Source organism: Arthrobacter sp. Soil_C_60 (assembly GCF_057656375.1).
In genome coordinates this window covers 150581-170513 of record NZ_JBDGKM010000007.1, presented here as the reverse complement: position 1 = coordinate 170513, position 19933 = coordinate 150581, and the positions used below count along the sequence as shown (strand labels likewise).

Annotated in this window: 18 protein-coding genes; 7 read left to right on the top strand and 11 right to left on the bottom strand. The window is 59.7% G+C overall.

From position 1 onward, the window contains the following. Positions 1-8: 8 nt before the first annotated feature. The 9 genes from AC3A4M_RS15270 to AC3A4M_RS15230 form a co-directional block, all read right to left on the bottom strand. Positions 9-1619, bottom strand: coding sequence for a carboxyl transferase domain-containing protein (locus AC3A4M_RS15270; protein WP_498736613.1), 1611 nt, complete (start codon positions 1617-1619; stop codon positions 9-11). Positions 1620-1674: 55 nt separating this feature from the next. Further along, positions 1675-1872: a hypothetical protein gene (locus AC3A4M_RS15265; RefSeq protein ID WP_498736735.1), complete on the bottom strand. Its 198-nt coding sequence runs from the start codon at positions 1870-1872 to the stop codon at positions 1675-1677. Beyond that, positions 1821-1988 (bottom strand): hypothetical protein, encoded by a 168-nt coding sequence (locus AC3A4M_RS15260; RefSeq protein ID WP_498736741.1) that lies wholly within the window; start codon positions 1986-1988, stop codon positions 1821-1823. The genes AC3A4M_RS15265 and AC3A4M_RS15260 overlap by 52 nt, the downstream gene beginning before the upstream one ends. A 101-nt stretch (positions 1989-2089) precedes the next feature. Then, on the bottom strand, positions 2090-3625 hold the full coding sequence (locus AC3A4M_RS15255; RefSeq protein ID WP_498736611.1) for a class I adenylate-forming enzyme family protein: 1536 nt from the start codon (positions 3623-3625) through the stop codon (positions 2090-2092). 430 nt (positions 3626-4055) lie between these two features. Continuing rightward, positions 4056-5771, bottom strand: coding sequence for an acetolactate synthase catalytic subunit (locus AC3A4M_RS15250; protein WP_498736609.1), 1716 nt, complete (start codon positions 5769-5771; stop codon positions 4056-4058). Between the two features lie 164 nt (positions 5772-5935). Beyond that, positions 5936-6745, bottom strand: a complete 810-nt coding sequence (locus tag AC3A4M_RS15245; RefSeq protein WP_498736607.1) for an SDR family NAD(P)-dependent oxidoreductase — start codon at positions 6743-6745, stop codon at positions 5936-5938. A gap of 67 nt (positions 6746-6812) precedes the next feature. Next, the gene (locus AC3A4M_RS15240) at positions 6813-7895 is read right to left on the bottom strand and encodes an amidohydrolase family protein (protein WP_498736605.1); all 1083 of its coding nucleotides are present in this window, start codon (positions 7893-7895) and stop codon (positions 6813-6815) included. Then, a complete protein-coding gene (locus AC3A4M_RS15235; protein WP_498736603.1) occupies positions 7896-8510 on the bottom strand; it encodes a carboxymuconolactone decarboxylase family protein in 615 nt (204 codons plus the stop codon). Positions 8511-8629: 119 nt separating this feature from the next. Beyond that, on the bottom strand, positions 8630-9853 hold the full coding sequence (locus AC3A4M_RS15230) for an MFS transporter (RefSeq protein ID WP_498736601.1): 1224 nt from the start codon (positions 9851-9853) through the stop codon (positions 8630-8632). Between the two features lie 459 nt (positions 9854-10312). Here AC3A4M_RS15230 and AC3A4M_RS15225 point away from each other — a divergent pair, with 459 nt between their 5' ends. The 4 genes from AC3A4M_RS15225 to AC3A4M_RS15210 all read left to right on the top strand — a co-directional run bounded on the left by AC3A4M_RS15225 (position 10313) and on the right by AC3A4M_RS15210 (position 16007). Then, positions 10313-11188: a LysR family transcriptional regulator gene (locus tag AC3A4M_RS15225; protein ID WP_498736599.1), complete on the top strand. Its 876-nt coding sequence runs from the start codon at positions 10313-10315 to the stop codon at positions 11186-11188. A gap of 370 nt (positions 11189-11558) precedes the next feature. Beyond that, positions 11559-13019: an aldehyde dehydrogenase family protein gene (locus AC3A4M_RS15220; protein WP_498736598.1), complete on the top strand. Its 1461-nt coding sequence runs from the start codon at positions 11559-11561 to the stop codon at positions 13017-13019. 424 nt (positions 13020-13443) lie between these two features. Continuing rightward, positions 13444-14769, top strand: coding sequence for an SLC13 family permease (locus tag AC3A4M_RS15215; protein ID WP_498736596.1), 1326 nt, complete (start codon positions 13444-13446; stop codon positions 14767-14769). Positions 14770-15047: 278 nt separating this feature from the next. Further along, a complete protein-coding gene (locus AC3A4M_RS15210) occupies positions 15048-16007 on the top strand; it encodes a D-2-hydroxyacid dehydrogenase family protein (protein WP_498736593.1) in 960 nt (319 codons plus the stop codon). Between the two features lie 123 nt (positions 16008-16130). Here the strand turns inward: AC3A4M_RS15210 and AC3A4M_RS15205 are convergent, their stop codons facing one another. Then, a complete protein-coding gene (locus AC3A4M_RS15205) occupies positions 16131-16388 on the bottom strand; it encodes a hypothetical protein (RefSeq protein WP_498736591.1) in 258 nt (85 codons plus the stop codon). Between the two features lie 257 nt (positions 16389-16645). On the opposite strand from AC3A4M_RS15205, the gene AC3A4M_RS15200 reads away from it, so the two are divergent. The 3 genes from AC3A4M_RS15200 (at position 16646) to AC3A4M_RS15190 (ending at position 18185) form a co-directional block, all read left to right on the top strand. Beyond that, positions 16646-16876 (top strand): colicin E3/pyocin S6 family cytotoxin, encoded by a 231-nt coding sequence (locus tag AC3A4M_RS15200; RefSeq protein WP_498736589.1) that lies wholly within the window; start codon positions 16646-16648, stop codon positions 16874-16876. Beyond that, positions 16869-17192, top strand: a complete 324-nt coding sequence (locus AC3A4M_RS15195; protein ID WP_498736588.1) for a hypothetical protein — start codon at positions 16869-16871, stop codon at positions 17190-17192. The genes AC3A4M_RS15200 and AC3A4M_RS15195 overlap by 8 nt, the downstream gene beginning before the upstream one ends. A gap of 192 nt (positions 17193-17384) precedes the next feature. Beyond that, complete coding sequence (locus AC3A4M_RS15190; RefSeq protein ID WP_498736586.1) at positions 17385-18185, top strand: ImmA/IrrE family metallo-endopeptidase; 801 nt, start codon at positions 17385-17387, stop codon at positions 18183-18185. 481 nt (positions 18186-18666) lie between these two features. Here the strand turns inward: AC3A4M_RS15190 and AC3A4M_RS15185 are convergent, their stop codons facing one another. After that, complete coding sequence (locus AC3A4M_RS15185) at positions 18667-19578, bottom strand: TIR domain-containing protein (RefSeq protein ID WP_498736584.1); 912 nt, start codon at positions 19576-19578, stop codon at positions 18667-18669. Positions 19579-19933 lie beyond the last annotated feature (355 nt).

Here is a 19933-nt window from a genome sequence, read left to right as displayed (position 1 = left end):
GTGGGCTGTTACATCCGGAAGACGCCGAAGGATGTCTCCGGCAGTGGCTGGTTGGCGCACACGTCCAGGGCCATGCCCAAGACACGGCGGGTGTCGACTGGATCGATGACACCGTCGTCCCAGATCCGCGCCGTGGAGTAGTAGGGGTTGCCCTGGGCTTCGTACTGTTCCTTGATGGGTGCCTTGAAGGTGTCCTCGTCGGCGGCATCCCAGCTCTGGCCAGCGCCCTCGATCTGGTCGCGCTTTACGGTAGCCAGTACGGAGGAGGCCTGCGCGCCGCCCATGACGGAGATGCGGGCGGCCGGCCACATCCACAGGAAACGCGGCGAATACGCCCGCCCGCACATCGAGTAGTTTCCCGCACCGAATGAGCCCCCGATGACGACCGTCAGTTTGGGGACCCGGGCTGTGGCCACCGCGGTGACCATCTTGGCGCCGTTCTTAGCGATGCCGGCCGCCTCGTAGTCGCGACCGACCATGAATCCGGCAAGGTTCTGCAGGAAGACCAGCGGTATGCCGCGTTGGTCGCACAGCTCAATGAAGTGGGCTCCCTTGAGCGCGGACTCCGAGAAGAGCACACCGTTGTTGGCAATGATTCCGACCTTGTGGCCGTGAATGCGAGCAAACCCTGTCACTAGGGTGGTGCCGTAGTTGGCCTTGAATTCATGGAACTCGCTGCCGTCGGTGACCCTCGCGATGACTTCGCGGACGTCGTAGGGCGCATTCACGTCGGTGGGTACCGCGCCGTAGAGCTCTTCGACGTCGGCCAGCGGCTCGGCGACCTGTGCGGCAATGTCCCAAGGTGGTGCCGGGGAAGGTGGCAGGGTTTCAATGATGTTCCGGACGATCGACAAGGCATGTGCATCGTTTTCGGCCAAGTGATCCACGACCCCGGAAGTCATGGCGTGCAGGTCGCCGCCGCCCAGTTCCTCGGCCGTAACGACTTCACCAATGGCTGCCTTCACCAGGGGAGGCCCGCCCAGGAATATCGTTCCCTGGTTGCGAACAATGACGGTCTCGTCACTCATGGCTGGAACGTAGGCGCCTCCTGCGGTGCAGGAGCCTAGGACGGCCGCGATCTGCGGGATCTTGCGGGCCGACATGTTGGCTTGGTTGTAGAAGATGCGTCCAAAGTGGTCGCGGTCGGGGAAGACCTCGTCCTGCTTGGGCAGAAAGGCCCCGCCGGAGTCAACGAGGTAAACGCAGGGCAACCCGTTTTCCATGGCGATTTCCTGCGCCCGCAGGTGTTTCTTCACCGTCATTGGGAAGTAAGTGCCGCCCTTGACCGTGGCGTCGTTGGAGATCACCAGGACATGGCGTCCGTGCACCAATCCGATTCCGGCAATGATGCCGGCACCGGGACATTCCCCGCCGTACATGTCCTCGGCAGCGAGGGGTGCAATCTCAAGGAACGGGGAGCCCTCGTCGAACAGGGTGTTAACTCGTTCGCGGGGCAGGAGCTTCCCGCGGTTCAGATGGCGCTGGCGTGACTTTTCCGAACCACCCAGGGCCGCGCGGGCCAAGCGGCTACGGAGCTCGTCGACTAGGAGCGATTGCCGCTCGGCGTTCTGCACAAAAGTTGGGTCGGTGATGTCAACGCTGCTGCTCAATGTATCCACGGTTTCTCTTTCGTCGCGGGAATCAAGAATGGGAGTGAAGAAAAGCCGGCGGGCACTAGGACGCGTGTGCGCGTCCCGGTACGGGTTCGGGCTCGCTTTCAAGTCGGCGCGGGGCAACGATGAAGTCGACCCCGTCGAGGGCGGAGCTGCCCACGGCGAGGATTCTGTCTGCTATGTTCACGAAGTATTGCTGCACTTGCTTCAGATGAAGGCGCCCATCGTGGCGGAACCAACGAGCGACACCTGTTCCCATTTCCATGAGCGCCAGACGGGCCATGGTGAGGTCGCCTGCTTGAAGGTACAGACGCGTGTCCCGCGTTCGAGCACCTGGGCGAAGAGCGACTCGTATTTGTCACGGAGCTCCTGCATGGCGGGACGGCTTGCCTCTGAGAGTGCGCGCTTTCGTGCTCGGCGACCTTATCGGTGAATTGTAGGTTCGTGGCTGTGAGGCCAACGTGTGAAGAAGCGCTTCACAGTTCCTGGCCGAAGGTGCTGAGTTTCCTGCGCATGATCTTTCCAGTGGAGGTTTGTGGGAGTGACTTGACGAAGACCACCTTGCGTGGCACCTTGTATGCGGCCAGATGCTCCCGTGAGTAGGCAATGACCTGTTCGGCATCCAGCCCCTGCCCATCGCGGCGCACCACATAGGCACAGGCGAATTCACCCTTGACAGGGTCGGGCAGCGACCCGACTGCGACCATGGCCACGGCCGGGTGGGCGGCAACGACCCGCTCGATTTCCGCCGGATAAATGTTGTAGCCTCCGGTGATGATCATGTCTTTGCGACGATCCACGATGAAGAAGTAGCCCGCCTCATCTTGTATGGCAACGTCTCCCGTGTGTAACCAACCATCGGCTTCGAGTGCCTCCGCGGTGGCCGGTGGATTGCCGAAGTATTCCATCATCACCATGGGTCCGCGCGCCATGAGTTCACCGGGCTGCCCCGGTCCGGCATTTTTGTGGGGGTCGTCGAGATCCGCGACGCGCAGTTCCAGCCCCGGAAGCGCCACGCCTATGGAGCCGCGCACAGGCTCCTTGTCGTGCCAATGTGTGGAGCCCAGCCCGGCTAGTTCCGTCATTCCCCACAGCTCGAGCATCGGGGCATTGGTCAATTTTTCCCAGGCTTCGATCACGGACGTGGAAATGGTCTGTCCGCCGACGGTACTTCGGGTGATCGACGTGAGGTTGGCGGAGGAAACCGTCGGCTCGTTGAGCATCATTGAATACATGGCGGGCACTCCCTCAAACAGGGTGGCGCGGTGTTCAGCAACCAGTTTGAGAGCATCCTTGACATCGAAACGGGCCATTAGCACCACGGTGCCGCCCTGGAGCAACGTCGCGTTGATGACCACGTTTCCATAAACATGAGGTGCCGGGAGTGCCGAAATTACGACGTCGTCATGTGTGCGCCCATGCATCTGGGCGGTTGATTGGCAATTAAGCAGCACGGCCTGCTGGGACTGGACCGCTCCCTTGGGGTGACCGGTGGTTCCTGAAGTGTAGCCAATGGTGGATGGGGAATCGCGAAGGACTTCGGGCCGATGGAAATCAGTAGAGGCATCTGGGGACAGCAAGGATTCGAATGAATCAGTCGCATTATCGGGTCCGTCAAAGCCAACCACGAGCTTCAAGCCTTCCATTTCTTGCCCTATCCCGGCCATCGCCTCAAGCTTGTCGGCCGAGGCAAACAACGCCGAGGACGAGCAGTCGCGCAGCACGAAACGTACCTCTTCAGGGGTCAGCATCACGTTGATGGGGTTGACCACGGCCCCTGCCTTGAGCGCGCCGTGATAGGCCACGACCCACTCCCACCTGTTGCCTGCGTAGATTGAGACCCGGTCCCCGGGGACGATGCCGCGTTCCCACAATCGGGATGCGATGCGGGTGGAGAGCTCGTCGAGTTCGTTGAAACTCAGGGTGCGGGTCGGGGTGATCAATGCAACCTTGTCCCCATATTGTGCTGCGCTAGCGGGAAGTATCTCCCCTGGTCCGTTAAGCGGGCGCATGTCATGTCCTTTGTTCGAGAGGGTGGTCGTGTGGGAATCCCGGCGGGGAGTCAGTCTTGACGGCGAACATATGGTCGGCTTCGTTCCTCGGGCCATCCCTCCGACTTGGATGCCGACTGCGCTGCTGGCCAAGGAACACCGGTTCACCCCGAACCGCTGCTGAAGTTGGACCAGCATGAGAGCGTATCCAAGCAGAGAACCGTAGGAACCCAGCAGGGGCACATCCTGCACTCTTTGAACGCCGCCGTGCGAGGAGACTATTCAGCGCGTCCGGCAGGGATAACGACGTCGGCCCCTGCGGCGATCAGCCTCGCTGATTTTTGCCTCAGACGTTCCAAAATGTGTGAAGGGCGGCGAATGCCTCATTAAGCTCGTTCCCGCGAAGCGGAGGTTTCGGAGAAACGATGGAACTGGTAGTTGCGCGTCGGCGTCAGGATGTTGCGTAGGCATTGATTCGCTCCTCGCCGGCGTCCCAGGCTCGCACGGGCGCGTACGCGTCCGGGTCCGTGATGACATCGATAACGGTTGTGGTGTTGGACGCGAGTGCGTCTGCCAGTGCGGCATGGAGGTCCTCGGCCTTGTCCACGAGCACACCGGCTGCGCCTGTAGACCGTGCCATCGCGCCGTGGTCGACCGGTGCAAAGGCGATGGCGGTGGTTGTCTGGTCGAAGAAGAAGTTCTCGGCGTGACGCTGGTATCCGAGCAGGGCGTTGTTCAGGACGATAACGACTACCGGGATGTTTTCGCGAACTGCTGTCTCCAGTTCGGACCAGACGTGGGCGAATCCGCCGTCGCCCACGATGGCGACCACTCGGGAGGCAGGGCTAGCCAGTTTGGCGCCCATTCCTAGTGGAAGGCCCCACCCGAGACCAGCCAAGCCCCGTGGTACGAGGAAGCGCTGCCCGGGGCGGCGGGATGTGAGGTAGCTGGTAACCCAGATCGAAGCGTAGCTCGCGTCCGCCACAACGATGTCGGTCGGTTCGAGTAGAGAGTCCAACTCTGCCATAATCCGTTCGGGCGCGACTGGCGTTGAGTCTGAAGCCGAGAGTGTCGCTGTCGCGGCCTTGTGCTGGCGCCGCCCGTCCTCGATCGTGGCAACAAGGCCGGCTAGCGCAGCCTCACGTTTTGTCAGGTCGAGCTGGCCCAGCGCTGCCGTGAGGTCTTCTATGGCCGCGCGAGCGTCACCGAGCAGACGGATGGATTCGTAGTTCCGGCCGATCTCGAGACCGTCGACGTCGATGTGGATATACGTTGCGTCCGGTGAGGTCAGCGTCCAGTTGTCGGTGCCATTCTCGTTCGTCCGGGTACCGATTAGTACGACGACGTCGGCATTGGAGATGAGCGGCAGGTGGAAGTGCGCGGGACCATTCTTGCCGGTGACGTTCGCCGCGACACCAAGCGAGAGCGGGGCAGTCTCATCGACGGCGCCCTTGCCCATGTTGGTCGTGGCCACCGGGAGGTATCCGCGTTCCTGAAGCTGTGCGAGTTCTTCAACGGCATCCGAGACATGAACTCCGCCGCCGGCGATGATCAGAGGCGACTTTGCGTTCGCGATAAGGTTTGCCGCGCGAGCGACTGCTTCGGCAGCCGGCCGCGGACGATCCAGCGGGAATTGGCCGAGGTTCTGGGTGCGCCGGAATCTGCTTGGCAACGACTCAAGACTAAGGACGTCCTTGGGTAGCAACAAGACCACCGGGCCGGGTCGGCCGCTGTTGGCGATGGTCATGGCAAGATCGACGTAATCTTCGGCCCGGGAGGGGTCGTCGATCCGACGTGTCCACTTCGATACACCTGCGAACAACGCCTCGTGGTCGAGTTCCTGGAACGCATTGCGATCGCGAACGGATGAGGGCACTTCTTGAACGAGAACGAGCATGGGGATGGAGGCCTTCAGCGCCTCCGCCATTGGTGCGACGAACAGCGTGGCTGCCGGTCCGTTCTGGGCGGCTACCACTCCGATCTGCCCTGAGATGCGGGAGAAGCCGTCCGACATGACTCCGGCAGCGTTCTCGGTGCGGTAGAAGATTTGTCGGATGCCGATCTTTTCGGCTGCCAGCAGCAAGGCCGTCGGATTGCTCTGGCCGAAGATGGCTTTTACACCGTGACGGCTCAGGGCCGCCGCGATGACGTCAGCGACAGTACTCATGGGTTTTCCTCCTGGTTTCTCCACAGTTGGAGTAGATCTCGTAGCGCATGCATCGGAGATGATCGATAACAGAGCGAGGCGTGTGCGCCGGTAATACGGGGCGGCGTCGTCACGGACTGTGCCTTTAGGCCCAAGGCCATCGACAGCGGCGCCGGATGTTGTCGTCAGGCGTTGACGGTGATGCTGCTGCCCCCATCGACGGGCAGTGCCGCGCCGGTGATGAAGGAGGCGTCGTCGGACGCGAGAAACACTGCGGCTCGTGCGACGTCCCACGCCGTCCCCATCGTGTGGCGCAACGGGACTCGCGCGGCACGGGATCGCACGACGTCCTCACGGGTGGCGCCGCCGAGGCCGATCCGGTTTTCGACTGCCATCGGCGTGTCCATGATGCCAGGAATGATGGCGTTCGCCCGGATGCCGAACTCGGCGTTGGTGATGGCTACGTGTTCTGTCATGCGCAGGACGCCTGCCTTTGATGTGCTGTACGCGATGCCGGGGTGGTGCATCACGGCGGCGAGTGAGGCGATGTTAATGATGGTGCCACTGCCTTGTGGCCGCATTACGCGCAGCGCGTGCTTGCAGGTGAGGACCATGCCCGTCAGGTTGACGGCGGTGATGTGAGCGAAAGCTTCCGCTTCGATATCAATGACGGGGGCGTCGCCGCCGGTGATGCTGATACCTACGTTGTTGTGCAGGATGTCCAGCCGTCCCCAACGATCTGTGCACGCTGCGATCATTGCCTCGATGTCGCTCTCGGCAGTTACTTCCACGCGGATGGCTGTGGCTTCGCCGCCATCCTCGGTGATCGCGCGCACGGTGTCTTCTGCGGCGGCAAGGTCTCGGTCTGCGACCAGGACCTTGGCGCCCTCCCGGGCGAAGAGCGCGGCCGTGGCCCGTCCGTTGCCGATCGTCTGGCCGGGCGTCTGCCCACCGCCGACCACGATGGCCACTTTGTCCTTCAATCGCTGAGTCATTGAACTAGTCCTTTTTTACCTGGTGAGATGATAAGAGGCATAAGCCCCCTCGGGGTTTCGAATCGCGTCACGGCGCACCTTGGGCGTTCGGCAGTTTGTAGATCCGTTCGGCCGTGCCGACGAATAACGCCTTGCGCTCATCGTCGGAGGCGCTGCGAGTGATGCGCTTGTACGCGTTCCAAAGGACGGTGTAGCTGACACCCATTTTGTCCACGGGAAAGTTGCTTTCGAACATGCACCGATCCACTCCGAACGCCTCGATGCAGGTCAGAAACCAGGGGCGCCAGAGCTCTTCGAGAAGCTGGGAGCTGGGAGGCGCGTCGGCGTGGAGGTAATCGAATGCCGCGCCGCGGGCCATGACTCCGCCGATTTTGCAGACTACGTTCGGACGCTCGGCGAGACCTCGAATCCCACGTTCCCACGTCCGGAAGTGCTCCGCCTGATCGTGTGAGTAGGGGCCGTGGCCGATCGGACCGCCGCAGTGGCCGACCACGATGCGGAGGTCGGGAAGAGCATCAGCCAAGGCCGCCACCTCATCGAGCTGGTGGAAAAAAACCATGACGTCCAATGACAAGGACATGTCACGCAGCACCGCGGCACCGCTGCGGACGGCTGGGTCGGCGAGCAAGTTCGGCCGGCTGGCAGTGTGATTGTTGGGAACATCCGGATTGTCGTCCCACCCTGTGGCGAACCGTGTGCCCTTAAACCGGCCCCCGCCGACTTGAAGGTGGGTCTCGAGCACCTCGCGAACGTCACTGCCCAGCGTCAGGTCGGCGAATCCGATGATCCCATCGCAGATCCGGGTCGGGCCAAAGTCTCCGGCGGCAGCCTTGGCCGCCAGGCCCCCGACGAACTGTGTCTCGCCGACCGGTCGCAATTGTTCGGGCCCGTCGGCCCAATACATCGACATGCACTCGTTATGTACGGTGCTGACGATCCGGTGTCCTCCGGCGAGATCGTCAGCGAATTCTTCCAGCAGGTACCGGTTGCCCGGGAAATCGAAGAGATGATGGTGCGCATCCACGATTGGCAAGGCAGGGTCAATCACTTCTTCAAGCGGGCCCCGCGCCAGCCATTCGAGGTCCGGTGGATGGATACGACCCCAGGTGGCTGGGCGACCGGTAGTGGGTCCAAAGAGGTTGCTCGACATCTACGTGCCTTGAATCTTCGTACGGGTATCGGCGCGTTCGGTTGGCCCGCCGGTCATGGAGGTCTTTGACGCATCGAGCGGGTAGGTCGTCAGATAGTGGGCGTATTCGTGTTCGAGATCTATCTGGAGGGTCGAGAGCACTCGGGCGTTGCAACCGTAGAAGGTCACAATCATGACGAGCTCAACCATGCGGGCCACGTCCAGGTGGCTTGAGAGCGCCGACCAGACGTCGTCCGAGATTGTACCGTTGTCCGTCATCTGTCGAGAAGCGGCCAGGACGAGCCGTTCAACTTCACCGAGCTCGTTGGGTTCCCCCTCGTTGGAGGCGATGAGCGCGCGGATGTCCTCGTCAGAAACCCCGTAGTCGCCTCCGATCTTGAGGTGGTGGCTGTACTCGTACTCGTTCTTCATCATGTAACTGACCTGAAGGATCGCCAGCTCGCGCAACCTCGGATCCAGAACGCACTCCGTTCGCATCCACATGCCGAACTGCATGTAAGCGCGCAGCAGGTCGGGGCTGTTGGCCAGAGCCCTGAAGACGTTCGCTGGCCGACTCAGCAGATCGCGGTACTCCGTGGGAAGCTCTGACTGGTTGATGTATGGCACTCGAGCCATGTCTGGGTCTCCGTTCCTTGTTGCGTTGTCCACTTGTAGTTAATGGGGTACGAGTCGCGTCCTGGCCTCCGCCCGACTCAGCGGAAGGATGCACCGTACGTGCCGGTCCTCGATCCCGTTCAACGCGGCAAGGGCAGGTTGCGGGTCTCCCGGCTGAAGCAGGTGACGACGAGCAGAACGGCACTGGTAAGAATGATCCAGAACGCCGGCGACGTATTGCTGCCTGTCCAGATGGTGACTTGCAGCGTTAACACAGGGGCCACGCCGCCGGCGATTGCAGCGCCAATGTTCGCACCCAGCGCTGTTCCGGTCGCCCTGACCTTCGCTGGGAACCACTCGGAGAGCAGAGTGAACGCTACGCCGTATAGCGGTCCTTGCAGAGTGAAGAGCACAAACAGGGCTCCAGCGATTGCGGGCAATGACGAGGTTTGCGACAGCACCATAAGCATGGGTACGGCACCCATAATTAGACCGATGGTCGTGACGATCACGACTGGCCGGCGTCCGAAGCGATCAGCAAGGATGCCACCGATTATTCCGGTCACCGCACCCCACAGGAGCCCAAGTCCCATCATCACGAACACCACTGTTGACGGGATTTGTCGCGTCTGGATCAATAGCCCCACGATGAAGATTAAGAGGACGAAGACGGGGGCAAAGGATCCGACCGTGATGGCCATCGCCTTGAGCACGGCCCGCCAGTGCAGGCGGATAGTCTCCATGAACGGCGACTTCGCAACTTCGTCGGTTGACTCAATCGCAGTGAACTCCGGGGACTCCTCCAGCCGACGACGCATGTAGAGGACAACGATTGTCAGCAGTGAGCAGACGATGAATGGAACGCGCCACCCGAAGTCAGACATCTGCGCAGGGGTCAGGGTGAAGGCCAACAGCCCCGCTACCAATGCACCTAAACCGTATCCGACGAGGCTGAAGGCCGGCACGATCGAACCGAACCGCCCGCGGCGCTTCTGCGGCGCCGACTCAATGACGTACGCCGCGGCAGTCGTACCTTCCCCAGCAGCAGAGATACCCTGACACGCTCGAAGCAAAACCAACAAAATTGGCGCAGCCAAACCGATCTGGGAGAAAGTGGGAAGAAGTCCCATCCCCAGGCTCGCGACGCCCATCAGGACGATGGTTGCGACCAAGACGGTCCGTCGCCCCTTCCTGTCAGCAATCCAACCCCACATCACAGCTGCGAACGGCCTGACCACGTAAGCGACGCCGAGTGTGGCCACGGCAGACAGGGTCGATGCCGCCGCGTTGTCTGAGGGGAAGAACAGCGGTGCGAAGTACACCAGCAGAAATGTATACGCCGTCAGCTCAAAGTATTCGATCACAGTCCCTACGGCCGAGGCGGCCAAGATGGTCCTGGGACCCTGTTTCGGAAGGGCTGGCGCCGATTCCGCAATTGTTGTTTCAGGAGTCGCCACGTTGATTCTCCAGTGTCAGTGTCGAGCGGGTTATAAGTGTCGAGTTGCGTTCTGGACCTGGGTCGAGCAGCACATCTGACGAAGCGGTCCGTGTCCCACGCGTCGATGCCATAAGCCTGCGGGGTGACCAGTGTGGAGATTTCTCCGCCCAGGCCGCTGCATCGATTGTGCGCGGAGCACTATATCGAGGTCCAATACACAGTTTCACTCAGACGATAAGCAATGCTTATTGGACATCGTGTTGGCGCAGCTTTGAGCGCATCTGCCTTGCGATAGAAACTATTCCCTTGACGGAGCACCAAGTCACGCGCAGTGGGGATGTAGCGCACTTGTGCTGGCCGGATAACCACAGGTTATCGTGTCCCTATGGATCTTCGGCGGCTCGAGTACTTTATGGTGTTGGCGGAGGAACTCAACTTCCGGCGCGCTGCGGAGCGCCTGCACATCTCTCAGCCTGGGCTCTCACAACAGACCCGAGTCCTAGAAAGGGACCTCGGCGTCACTCTCTTCGACCGCAGCACACAGGGCGTCGTCCTAACCGAGCCGGGTCGCGCTCTTCTCGAGGAGGGTGCCCAGCTTCTACAGCAGGCGGAACGTGTTGCGGCCCATGTACGCGCCGCGGCCAAAGGACGGACAGGCATCCTTCGCATCGTGCATTCGCGATCGTTGACGGGCGGTGCCCCGGATGAAATCGTACGCCGCTTCCGACTGTCAAATCCCAACGTCGAGATCATAGTGGAGACTGCATGGACGTCTCGCAACATCGCCATGCTCCGGGCCGGGGAGGTGGACGCCGCATTCGTCCGGATGCCACTGTTGGACGCGGACGATCTCCGTCAGCTAACGCTAGGTCATACGGAACTTGCTGCGGCCATACCGGCGCATTTCCCGCTCGCCCGAAGGCGCACCCTCCAGGCAGCCGACCTGCGCGGAATACCTGTGGTTACCTTTCCCCGCGAACAGGCGCCTGGGTATTTCGATCACATCATGTCCATGGTGTGGGGTGCCGAAGCGCCGCTTATCAGCACTACAGAACCAGATCCCGAGCACCTGCTGGACGCGGTTGCCGCTGGAGCGGGTGTGAGCGTATTCGACGTCCAGCGCGCCATTAAGCTGCGGCCAAAGGGCGTCGTTGTACGTCGGTTCACCCCCTCACTTAACGCTGATTTTGGGCTGCTCTGGAGCCCTCATCGCATGACTTCTTTACTCGAATCCTTCATCGCCGAGGCCTCGCGCGCGTAATTCGTTTGAGAAGTCCCACTAGTGAACCGAGGATTTCTTCGACGGCCATGGCTCTGAAGCCCGGGGCACCCCGAGGTCCTGCCTCGAGCTTGAATTCCCTTAGGCCATGTGTGCTGGTCCCGCCAGGGACTGGCATACGGGCCCTCCGGCACAATAGCGCGCCCTGAGCAGCCTCCCAAGGCAGGCCTCATGCTCAGCGAGGATCTCGTCCTCGTACTTTGTCGCATACGTCCAGTAAGTCGATACGGCAGCATCTTGATAAGTGTCAGTTATCACCTGAGCGAGATTATGTATTGGCCATCTTCCAGCGCGCATCACACACTTGTGTGATGCGTACAACAGCGCAAGGATGCGACAGACGGAGGTTCTGATGACCAATACACAGATTGAACGGAATGCAGTTTCCTTTGAGGGGGATTGGGCCTTGACGATTGACGGACAGGCTGTCAGCGCCGAGACAACCTTTGACGTCTTCAACCCGGCAACCGGAGAAGTCATCGCCCAAGCCCCGGCCGCTTCGGTGGAACAGCTTGATGTAGCCGTTGAAGCTGCAGCCAAGGCATTCCCATCCTGGGCAGCCACGCCAATCGAGGTACGTGCTGCGGCCTTGACTGCCATTGGTGAGCGAATCGAAGAACACTCCGAGCACCTTATGGCTCTTCTCACCCGTGAGCAGGGCAAACCGCGAGCGGGTGCGGAATGGGAGATTTTCGGCTCGGCAATCTGGTGCAAAGAGATTGCCAAACAGCGGCTCGAAACCGAGGTGCTGGTGGACGACGAAAACCGGCGCGTCATCACCAAGCACACACCTCTGGGAGTGGTCGGGGCTATTGCTCCCTGGAACTTCCCAATATTGCTCTCGATATGGAAAATTGCACCGGCGCTCATGGCAGGCAACACCATTGTCGTCAAACCGAGCCCCTTCACCCCGTTGACAACTCTTAAGCTTGCGGAGTTGGTCCAGGATCTCTTGCCCGCGGGCGTATTCAGTGTCGTCACAGGTGGAGCCGACCTCGGGAAGCGAATGACTACGCATCCGGGCATCGCCAAGATTGCTTTCACCGGCAGCACTGAAACCGGCCGCCACGTCATGGCCTCTGCTGCCGAATCGATCAAGCGAGTGACCCTCGAACTCGGTGGGAACGACCCGGCCATTGTCCTGCCTGACGTTGACGCGGCCAAGGTCGCCCCTCAGTTGTTCTGGGCAGCCTTCCAGAATAATGCCCAGTTCTGCAACGCGACGAAGCGTCTGTACATTCATGAGGACGTCTACGAAGAGGTCAAGGATGCTCTGGTTGAGTACGCCAAGACCATCACGGTGGGAAATGGTGCGGAGCAGGGCACTGACTTGGGTCCAATTCAGAACGCGCCGCAGTTCGCGAAGGTGAAGGAGTTCTTCGAGGATTGCCGTGAGCAAGGCCATGAATTTGCCCTCGGTGGCCAAATCGAAGAATCACAGCCGGGGTGGTTCATTCCGGTTACGTTGGTGGACAATCCGCCAGAGGATTCACGGATCGTCCAGGAGGAACCCTTCGGCCCGATTCTTCCGCTGCTCAAATGGCGTGATGAAGAGGACGTAATTACTCGGGCCAACGACACGCAGTGGGGCTTGGGCGCTTCTGTCTGGGGCAAGGATGAGGTCGTTCTGGAACGCCTCGCTTCGCAAATTGATGCCGGTACTGTCTGGATCAATGAGGTGCACCAGTACTCACCTGATCAGGCGTTCGGGGGTCACAAACAATCGGGTCTCGGGTGCGAGAACTCCTTGCATGGCCTCATGGAGTACACAAACTGGCAAACAATCACCTTGAACAAATCCGCAGACGTCTAAACCGGGAAGCGTTGCTCTTTTGAATCGGATCACGGGCGGTGCCTCTCTAAGACGATCAGGCACCGTCAGCGATCCATCTCTCGAGGTGCACATGGAGACGGTGTCTATGGACGAGGTCAATCCCCACGTAAGCCCGAGTCGCCGCAGGCGACGTGGTCGGTCGCGCGGTGTTGGTTCCCTAACCATGGGCTGATCTCATGGTTGAAGCCGTTGCCGCAGGTAACCTGCCAGCCATTGTCTGTCGAGATGCCCGCAGACCGAGTCATATAGAAGTCGGCGTCACCGCCGTTTAGACCACTTGAGCAGTCCACTTGAGTCAATACTTTCCCCTGCCAGCTACGGACCACGACGGCCGAGTATGAACTGGCAATGAAACCGATCGGCGCAACGATGCGTCGCTCACTTTTGCACACGAAAGGCCACCATGGGTCCCGAAATAATATCCGTAATCGTCCTTGTCATCATGTTCGTTATCGCCACTTGGCGAGACGTCAACATGGGCTTGCTGGGGATCATCGCCGCAGTAGGTGTTGGGTCGTTGGTCCTTGGGCAGGATCTCGGCGAGTCTCTGGCCGGCTTCCCTGTCGAACTGTTCCTCATGCTCGTGGGTCTGACGTATTTGTTTGGGTTCGCGCAGAATAATGGGTCCCTCGAAGTTATTGTCAATTGGAGCCTGAAGTTGGTCCGAGGCCGAAAGGGGCTCCTGCCGTGGGTGTTTTTCGGGCTCACGGCCGCGCTGACAGGATTCGGAGCCCTGGCGGTGGTGGGGATCGTGGCCCCGCTGGCGCTCACTACTGCCCGTCGTCACGGCATCAACCAGTTCATGGTGGGTTTGATGGTGGTCCACGGCGGCGCAGCCGGGACATTTTCCCCGTTAAGTCCCCTTGGAATTTTTGTCAATGGATATCTCGATAGCGTCGGGATCCCTACGACCCCGCTTATGTTGTTTCTGTCGTCGCTGGTATTCAACACGATTTTCGCCGCCGTTATCTACGCGGTCCTGCGCAAGCGGCCGGGTTTGCGGGCGGAAGGTGACCTGGGTTTGGGTGCAGAAGGCTATGCCGGTTCGGACCTGACCGGGTTTCCCTACTCGGGCCCCGGAACCTCGAACCAGGCCGGGGGAACAATGGTCGATGTGAAAACTCGAGTGACCGGCGAACAGGTCCTCACTCTGTTGGGCCTCGCCGCGATGGTGCTTTCGGTGCTGGTGTTCGGTTTGAATTTGGGAATCGTGACCATTGTGATCTCGATGATCCTGGCGATCATCAATCCGGCCGCGGGCAAAGCCGCTTTGTCGAAGGTGTCGTGGTCGATCGTCTTGCTGGTCACCGGCGTAGTGTCTTACGTTTTCGTGCTGCAGTCCGCTGGCGCGGTGGAGTGGGTCTCCGGCGGGATCTCCGCGATTGGCGTTCCATTGCTGGCAGTGCTCCTGCTGCTTTACATAACGGGACTGGTCTCCGCGCTGGCCTCCTCGCTGGCGATTATAGGCGTGATGCTGGCACTTGGCCTGCCATTCCTGCAGTCCGGGGATGTGCACGTGGGAGGATTCGTCGCAGCCTTGGCAATCGCGGCGACGATTGTGGACATCAGCCCGTTCTCCGCCAACGGAGCAATGGTGCTGGCCAATGTGGAAGCTTCGATCCGCGATCGCTACTATAAGCAGCTGGTCGGTTATGCAGGTCTTATGTGCCTCATCGGACCGGGTTTGGCATGGGTCATCACGGCGGTCCCGACATGGCTCGGGGTGTAGCGGAACACCTTGAGGTGAAAATGCCGATTTTATCCACAAGATGCTGAGACCAGTGGTTTGTAGCCAGTCCGTCCATGAAGGGCGAAATCTGGATCTCGTGGGCCTGGTCATCATTGTTGTAATGCTCATGCCCTTGATCAAACGCCGCGGCCAGAGAGGGAGCATGGTCGATGCTGCTGACATGCTCGATGCGCACTGAGGGGCAGCCCGCTAGCAGACTCGAAAGGCAAACCATGACAACATCGGGACTACATTCGTGCACACCCATACGGGTAGCGGTGCTGGACGACTATCAGTCAGTAGCTGAGTCCATGGCCGACTGGCATGGAACCAGCTATCCCTTGGACGTTACCTTCATTACGGAGCACATCGAGGACTCAGCTGTTCTGGTAGATCGTCTCAAGGACATCGACATCATCGTCGCCATGCGGGAACGTACGCCTTTGACAGCGACTGTGCTAAATCGACTGCCACACCTGCGCCTGATCATCACCACAGGCATGCATAACGCATCAATCGACATGACCACCGGCCTGCTCGTTTGCGGTACACCGGCGCTCAGCACACCGGCCGTAGAGATGACCTGGGCGCTGATCATGGGACTTGCCCGCAACCTCCATACCGAGGCTGAGTCGCTTCGTGCCGGCACCTGGCAGTCGACCGTTGGAGAAGGTCTCGCAGGATCGACGCTGGGCCTGCTCGGACTGGGAACGATCGGTTCCCGAGTAGCCAAAGTCGGGCAAGCCTTCGGCATGCGGGTTATAGCATGGAGCCAAAACCTTGATACTTCCACAGCCGAGGTACATGGTGTCCAGCGCGTTGATGCAGAAGAACTGTTTGCAGAAGCTGACTTCTTTTCCATTCACCTGCGGCTAAGCTCCCGGACGACGAACCTAGTCAATGAAGACCGGTTGCGCACGATGAAATCCTCAGCCCGACTTATCAATACCTCCCGGGCGGAGATTATCGATCAGCAGGCACTCATCCGAGCCTTGTCTGAGCACTGGATTACGGCCGCTGGCTTGGACGTCTTCGACCAGGAACCAATCCCGGCTACTCACCCGCTTCTCGGGCTACCAAACGTTCTCCTTACTCCCCACCTCGGATACGTCGTGCGGCAAAACTATGAAGGGTTCTTCCGAGGCGTTCTGGAAGACATTGTTGCCTACCTCGATGGAAATCCGATTCGAGTCATCTCCTCGTACCCCGCAAGCCGAGCGGAACGTAAAGGGGAATGACCTATGGCCGCTGACCGGCGGCCGACGATTGTAGGATCTCGCTTCTGTCCGTATATCGCTACAACCGGGAGGCCGTCAGACTGCTTCCCCGTGTGTGTCATTGGTACGAGCCTGCGAAGGTTTTTAGGGCTGGACTGAGGTCCGCTTGCGGCGCTTGGCTGTTGCGTTTTCCAAGCCGAGCTTTTTGAGTTCTTCTTCAATCCAGCCGTCCCGAGTGGCACGGACGTAGGCACGCTTGTCTTCGCGTTCGGCTTCGGTCAGCTGTTCTTTCAGGTCGACGATCCGCTGCCGTGCCTGGACGAGTGCGGTAACGGATTCGATTCGGGAGTTGAGCAGCTGCCGGGCTTTTTCCTGGGTGCTTTCAATGTTGATGTTCGCCATGGTTAGCTCAAGTCCTAAGTTTGTAAGGCTTCAAAGTCAGCGTGGTCTTGTTCGAGATAGCATTCTGACTTAGCGCCCACATGGATCCCGTAATGGCCATGCGCGAGGGAAGCTTGATTGGGAGTTCACTCTTTCCCGCCAGGTGACAGAGTTCACTCTTTCCCGCCAGGTGACGGCGGGTCGGGCGACGAATTACACTTGGGTAGTTAGCATGGCAGAGAGTAAGACTGATCTGGCATGGGGGACTCCGCTCAAATATGGCACCTGTACCCCGGCCAGTGAACGGATTCCTTGAGTCGCAGGAAAGGATCTCCAGAAAGGGAGGCGCCCGCTGGCGCAACGAGGATGGCACTCGGCTGTGGGAGTGGGATTCATTGCACGGCCACATCGAGGGCTATACAAAGCGCGGATACCACATTGGTGTCTTCGATGCCATGACGGGTGAACGGATCGGAGAAGCAGTGGCAGGGAGGAGGATCGATGTCTGACGCAACTAAGACGTTTGTGTCTGCCTGTCTCTCGGGAACGGCCCTACTCGATGACGTCGACGATTGGGTTGAGACGTGGCACGAGTCACCCAACGGTGTAAGTCTCGATGAGTATCTTGGGTTCAATGACGGAGAGGGCGCCCTGTGGGCTGAGCGTCCCGAGTCCCTCCGTTTCATTGTGGCGGCGCACAGGTACGGCACACCGGTAGAAACCATCCTGCAGAGCAGGGACGACTTTGCGTTGGCGGCTCGAGCTAGCGATTCTGCGAAAGCGACAGCTGTACTGGAGTGGCTTCGTAAGACCAACCGGCTCTGAACCGCATTGCCGATACCAGCACCAGCCACCGCTGCTCGCCGTCTCGCCTCGACTGTGGTTGAGCGGCTAGATCTAAACCCGCCGGTGGACGTCGAATCGCTCCTGCGCTCTAGGGCCGAGCTCACGAGGGTCGATTGGCCTATCGAGGGTGTGGACGCAGTTCTCACTGGATTGGCTGGCGATCCTCGTCTAGTGGCTGTCTACATCCGTGCGACCGATAACCTCCTGCGCGAGCGATTCACCATGGCTCACGAATTGGGCCATCTTCTGCTGCCTTGGCACCTTCCTAACGCCAATTGCGAGGTTGGAGAGGGCGCCCTCGATTTAGTGACTTTCTCTTTGGAAGATGAGGCGGACGTATTCGCTTCATGCCTACTCGTGCCGGACGCTTGGTTGCTGCGCCAGGTGCATCGCTTTGGGGACGACATGTCGCAACTACTGCGCGAAATGAATGCTGCGGAGGTTACCACTTCGGCTGCCTTACAAGCGCTGCGTCGGTACTTACTCGCAGGCTGGGTTTTCGTGAGTTATGGCGGGCGGTCCATAACTGCCACTCGCGGTACACGGCTACCTGACGTCCCGGCCGACGAAATCGTCAAAGTCCTGTCGGCTGAGTGCTACGCTCAGGGCGAGGCATCGCTCAACGGATTCCCTGTGTTTTGGTACCGAATGGTTGAGCCGTTGGCGTTGCCTGAAAAGGACTATGAGGATCCAAGGTCTGATTATCTGATCCTTCTTGACGCCATCGCGATGATCGAGCCAGATTTGGAGCGGCGCAAATCAATAGCGCAATCGGCGAATGGCAAGGTGGGCGGCACTCTCAGGGAGGCCGCGGGGCGTCCGGCCAGGGAGACCTTCCAAGCCGTTAGACATCGATGCGAGCAGTGGGAGCACGGGAAGTTGCTGGAGCAGCCAGATTTTCTGCTCTGGCTGGCTCAGCGATCCCGAGCAGTGGAGACCGGGACAACTAAGCGGCGTCGCTCCAGAGGGTAAGTGCGCCAAAATGACGCCCAACACCTTGAGTTCCGTTCCATTTTGATCATGGCCCAACGCGGGACTGCGATGTGAACTGCATGCTCAAATGTCAGAGTGAAGCCTAGGATTTTATCGTTGGGTGTCAGAGTTAGCGCATTTGCGACCTATCCCGACAGGGCTTGGCAGTCGATCTGACGTCAGGCTGGAGCGTGCTCCAACCTGACGGACTGTTTTCCAGAGCCAGTCATTGCCGGTGGCTTGTTGGGCTCCCGATTGACAGTCTCTCGTAGAAGATCGCGTATCCTTCTAGGGTTGAGTTACAAGTTGTACGGGAGGCACCCCGGAGGTGCAGTGGCGCGACGCCGTCTCCCAAGCGGCTCAGTGACGAAGCCAAGGCGCGGCGGCCGAAAGGTGCTCTCGGTAAGTGGCCGGGTTTGAGCGCTGTTCCCCTCGCGATGACTGTGACATTGAGTTGGCAGAAGGCGCGAGGGGAGCCCACCTAACCGAAGGGGGAGTCCTCGACGGTACCCTGAAGTGCGCGGTTGACACGTAACCCGTTGGCTCGTAGCTCGGCAACGAACTTTCTCAGATCAGCTCGGGTACCAGCCGGACGCCTGCGGGGAAGCGTGTATTCTTTTCCCTTTGGCGAAATCAGGCGGAGCATCGTTGGGTTGCTCTTGAGCACGGACCACCCTTGGTCCTTTGCGTTGCTGCAGAGCCACTCGATCTCTTCCTCTAATGCCTTGAGCGTCTGTTCTGCGTGACCTGCCGCCATGGAACCCGACGTCACATCATGTGTGGCCTTCGCCGATACCTGTGTGTTCTGTGAAAGGGGTTGTGGGGGTAGCCACCCTCCCGGTGGGAACTCAGCCAGTGAGTCTTTGGCGACCTTTGCCACGAGAGAGTTTGCGTCCACTAGCTGTTTCGGCCGGGCCCCGTGTTCACGCGGTCCGAGCTTCCCTATGACCTCTTCCGCCCTCAGTACGGCGTCATTGAGTGCAGCCCTGATGTTGCCATCCGGGCGCTCACGGTATACGAGCCTAGTCAGACCAAGAAGGTCAGACGGCAGCTTGGCATCGCCGACGCTGAGCAAGTAAACGCGTTCCCGCCCAAGAGCTCCAAGGAACAGGCCGAACTCCAAGATGATGTTGTCTCGAACTGCTGCCGTTTCGGTGCCTCGAGTGGTGATGGTGTCATCGCCTGTAGCAACAAGGATCGCAAAATCGACCGTTTTCGCTGTCTCGAGTAACGCGTCCAGGGTGAAGCTGCCTGGGTCAAAAGTGGAGGCATCCCACCGATTGACTGTGCAGCCTGTAGCTGATTCGAGTTCAGCCTGAAGGGTCCGGGCGATTTTGAGGCCCTCAGTCGAGGAACCGATGAACACCTGTACGTGATGGGGTGCATTCGTCATATGTTCAAAGATAGGCGAGCTCTGGCGGCTAAAGAGCGCAGCACAGGGAACGCCCTAAGTTTCCACGACTCACGCACCGGCTGCGTAGCAGACCCTAGCTGTGTCGCTGCTGTTTCTTGTCTTGATATTGGTGTCACAGAGACGCCTAGCCTAGTAGATGCAGCACTTAAGGTACCTTCACGGGCATTTTTACGGGCGGGGTAACCGCAAGTCTGAGAACCTCGGAAACCGGTGTTTCTAACGTCTTGTTTTTGCCGGGGGATTGATGCGCTGAGGGACCGGGTTAAGCGACAGTCTGGACGTCTCGGAACGGACCGATTCGAGCGTAACCATCCAGCTCATCTTTTATGACACG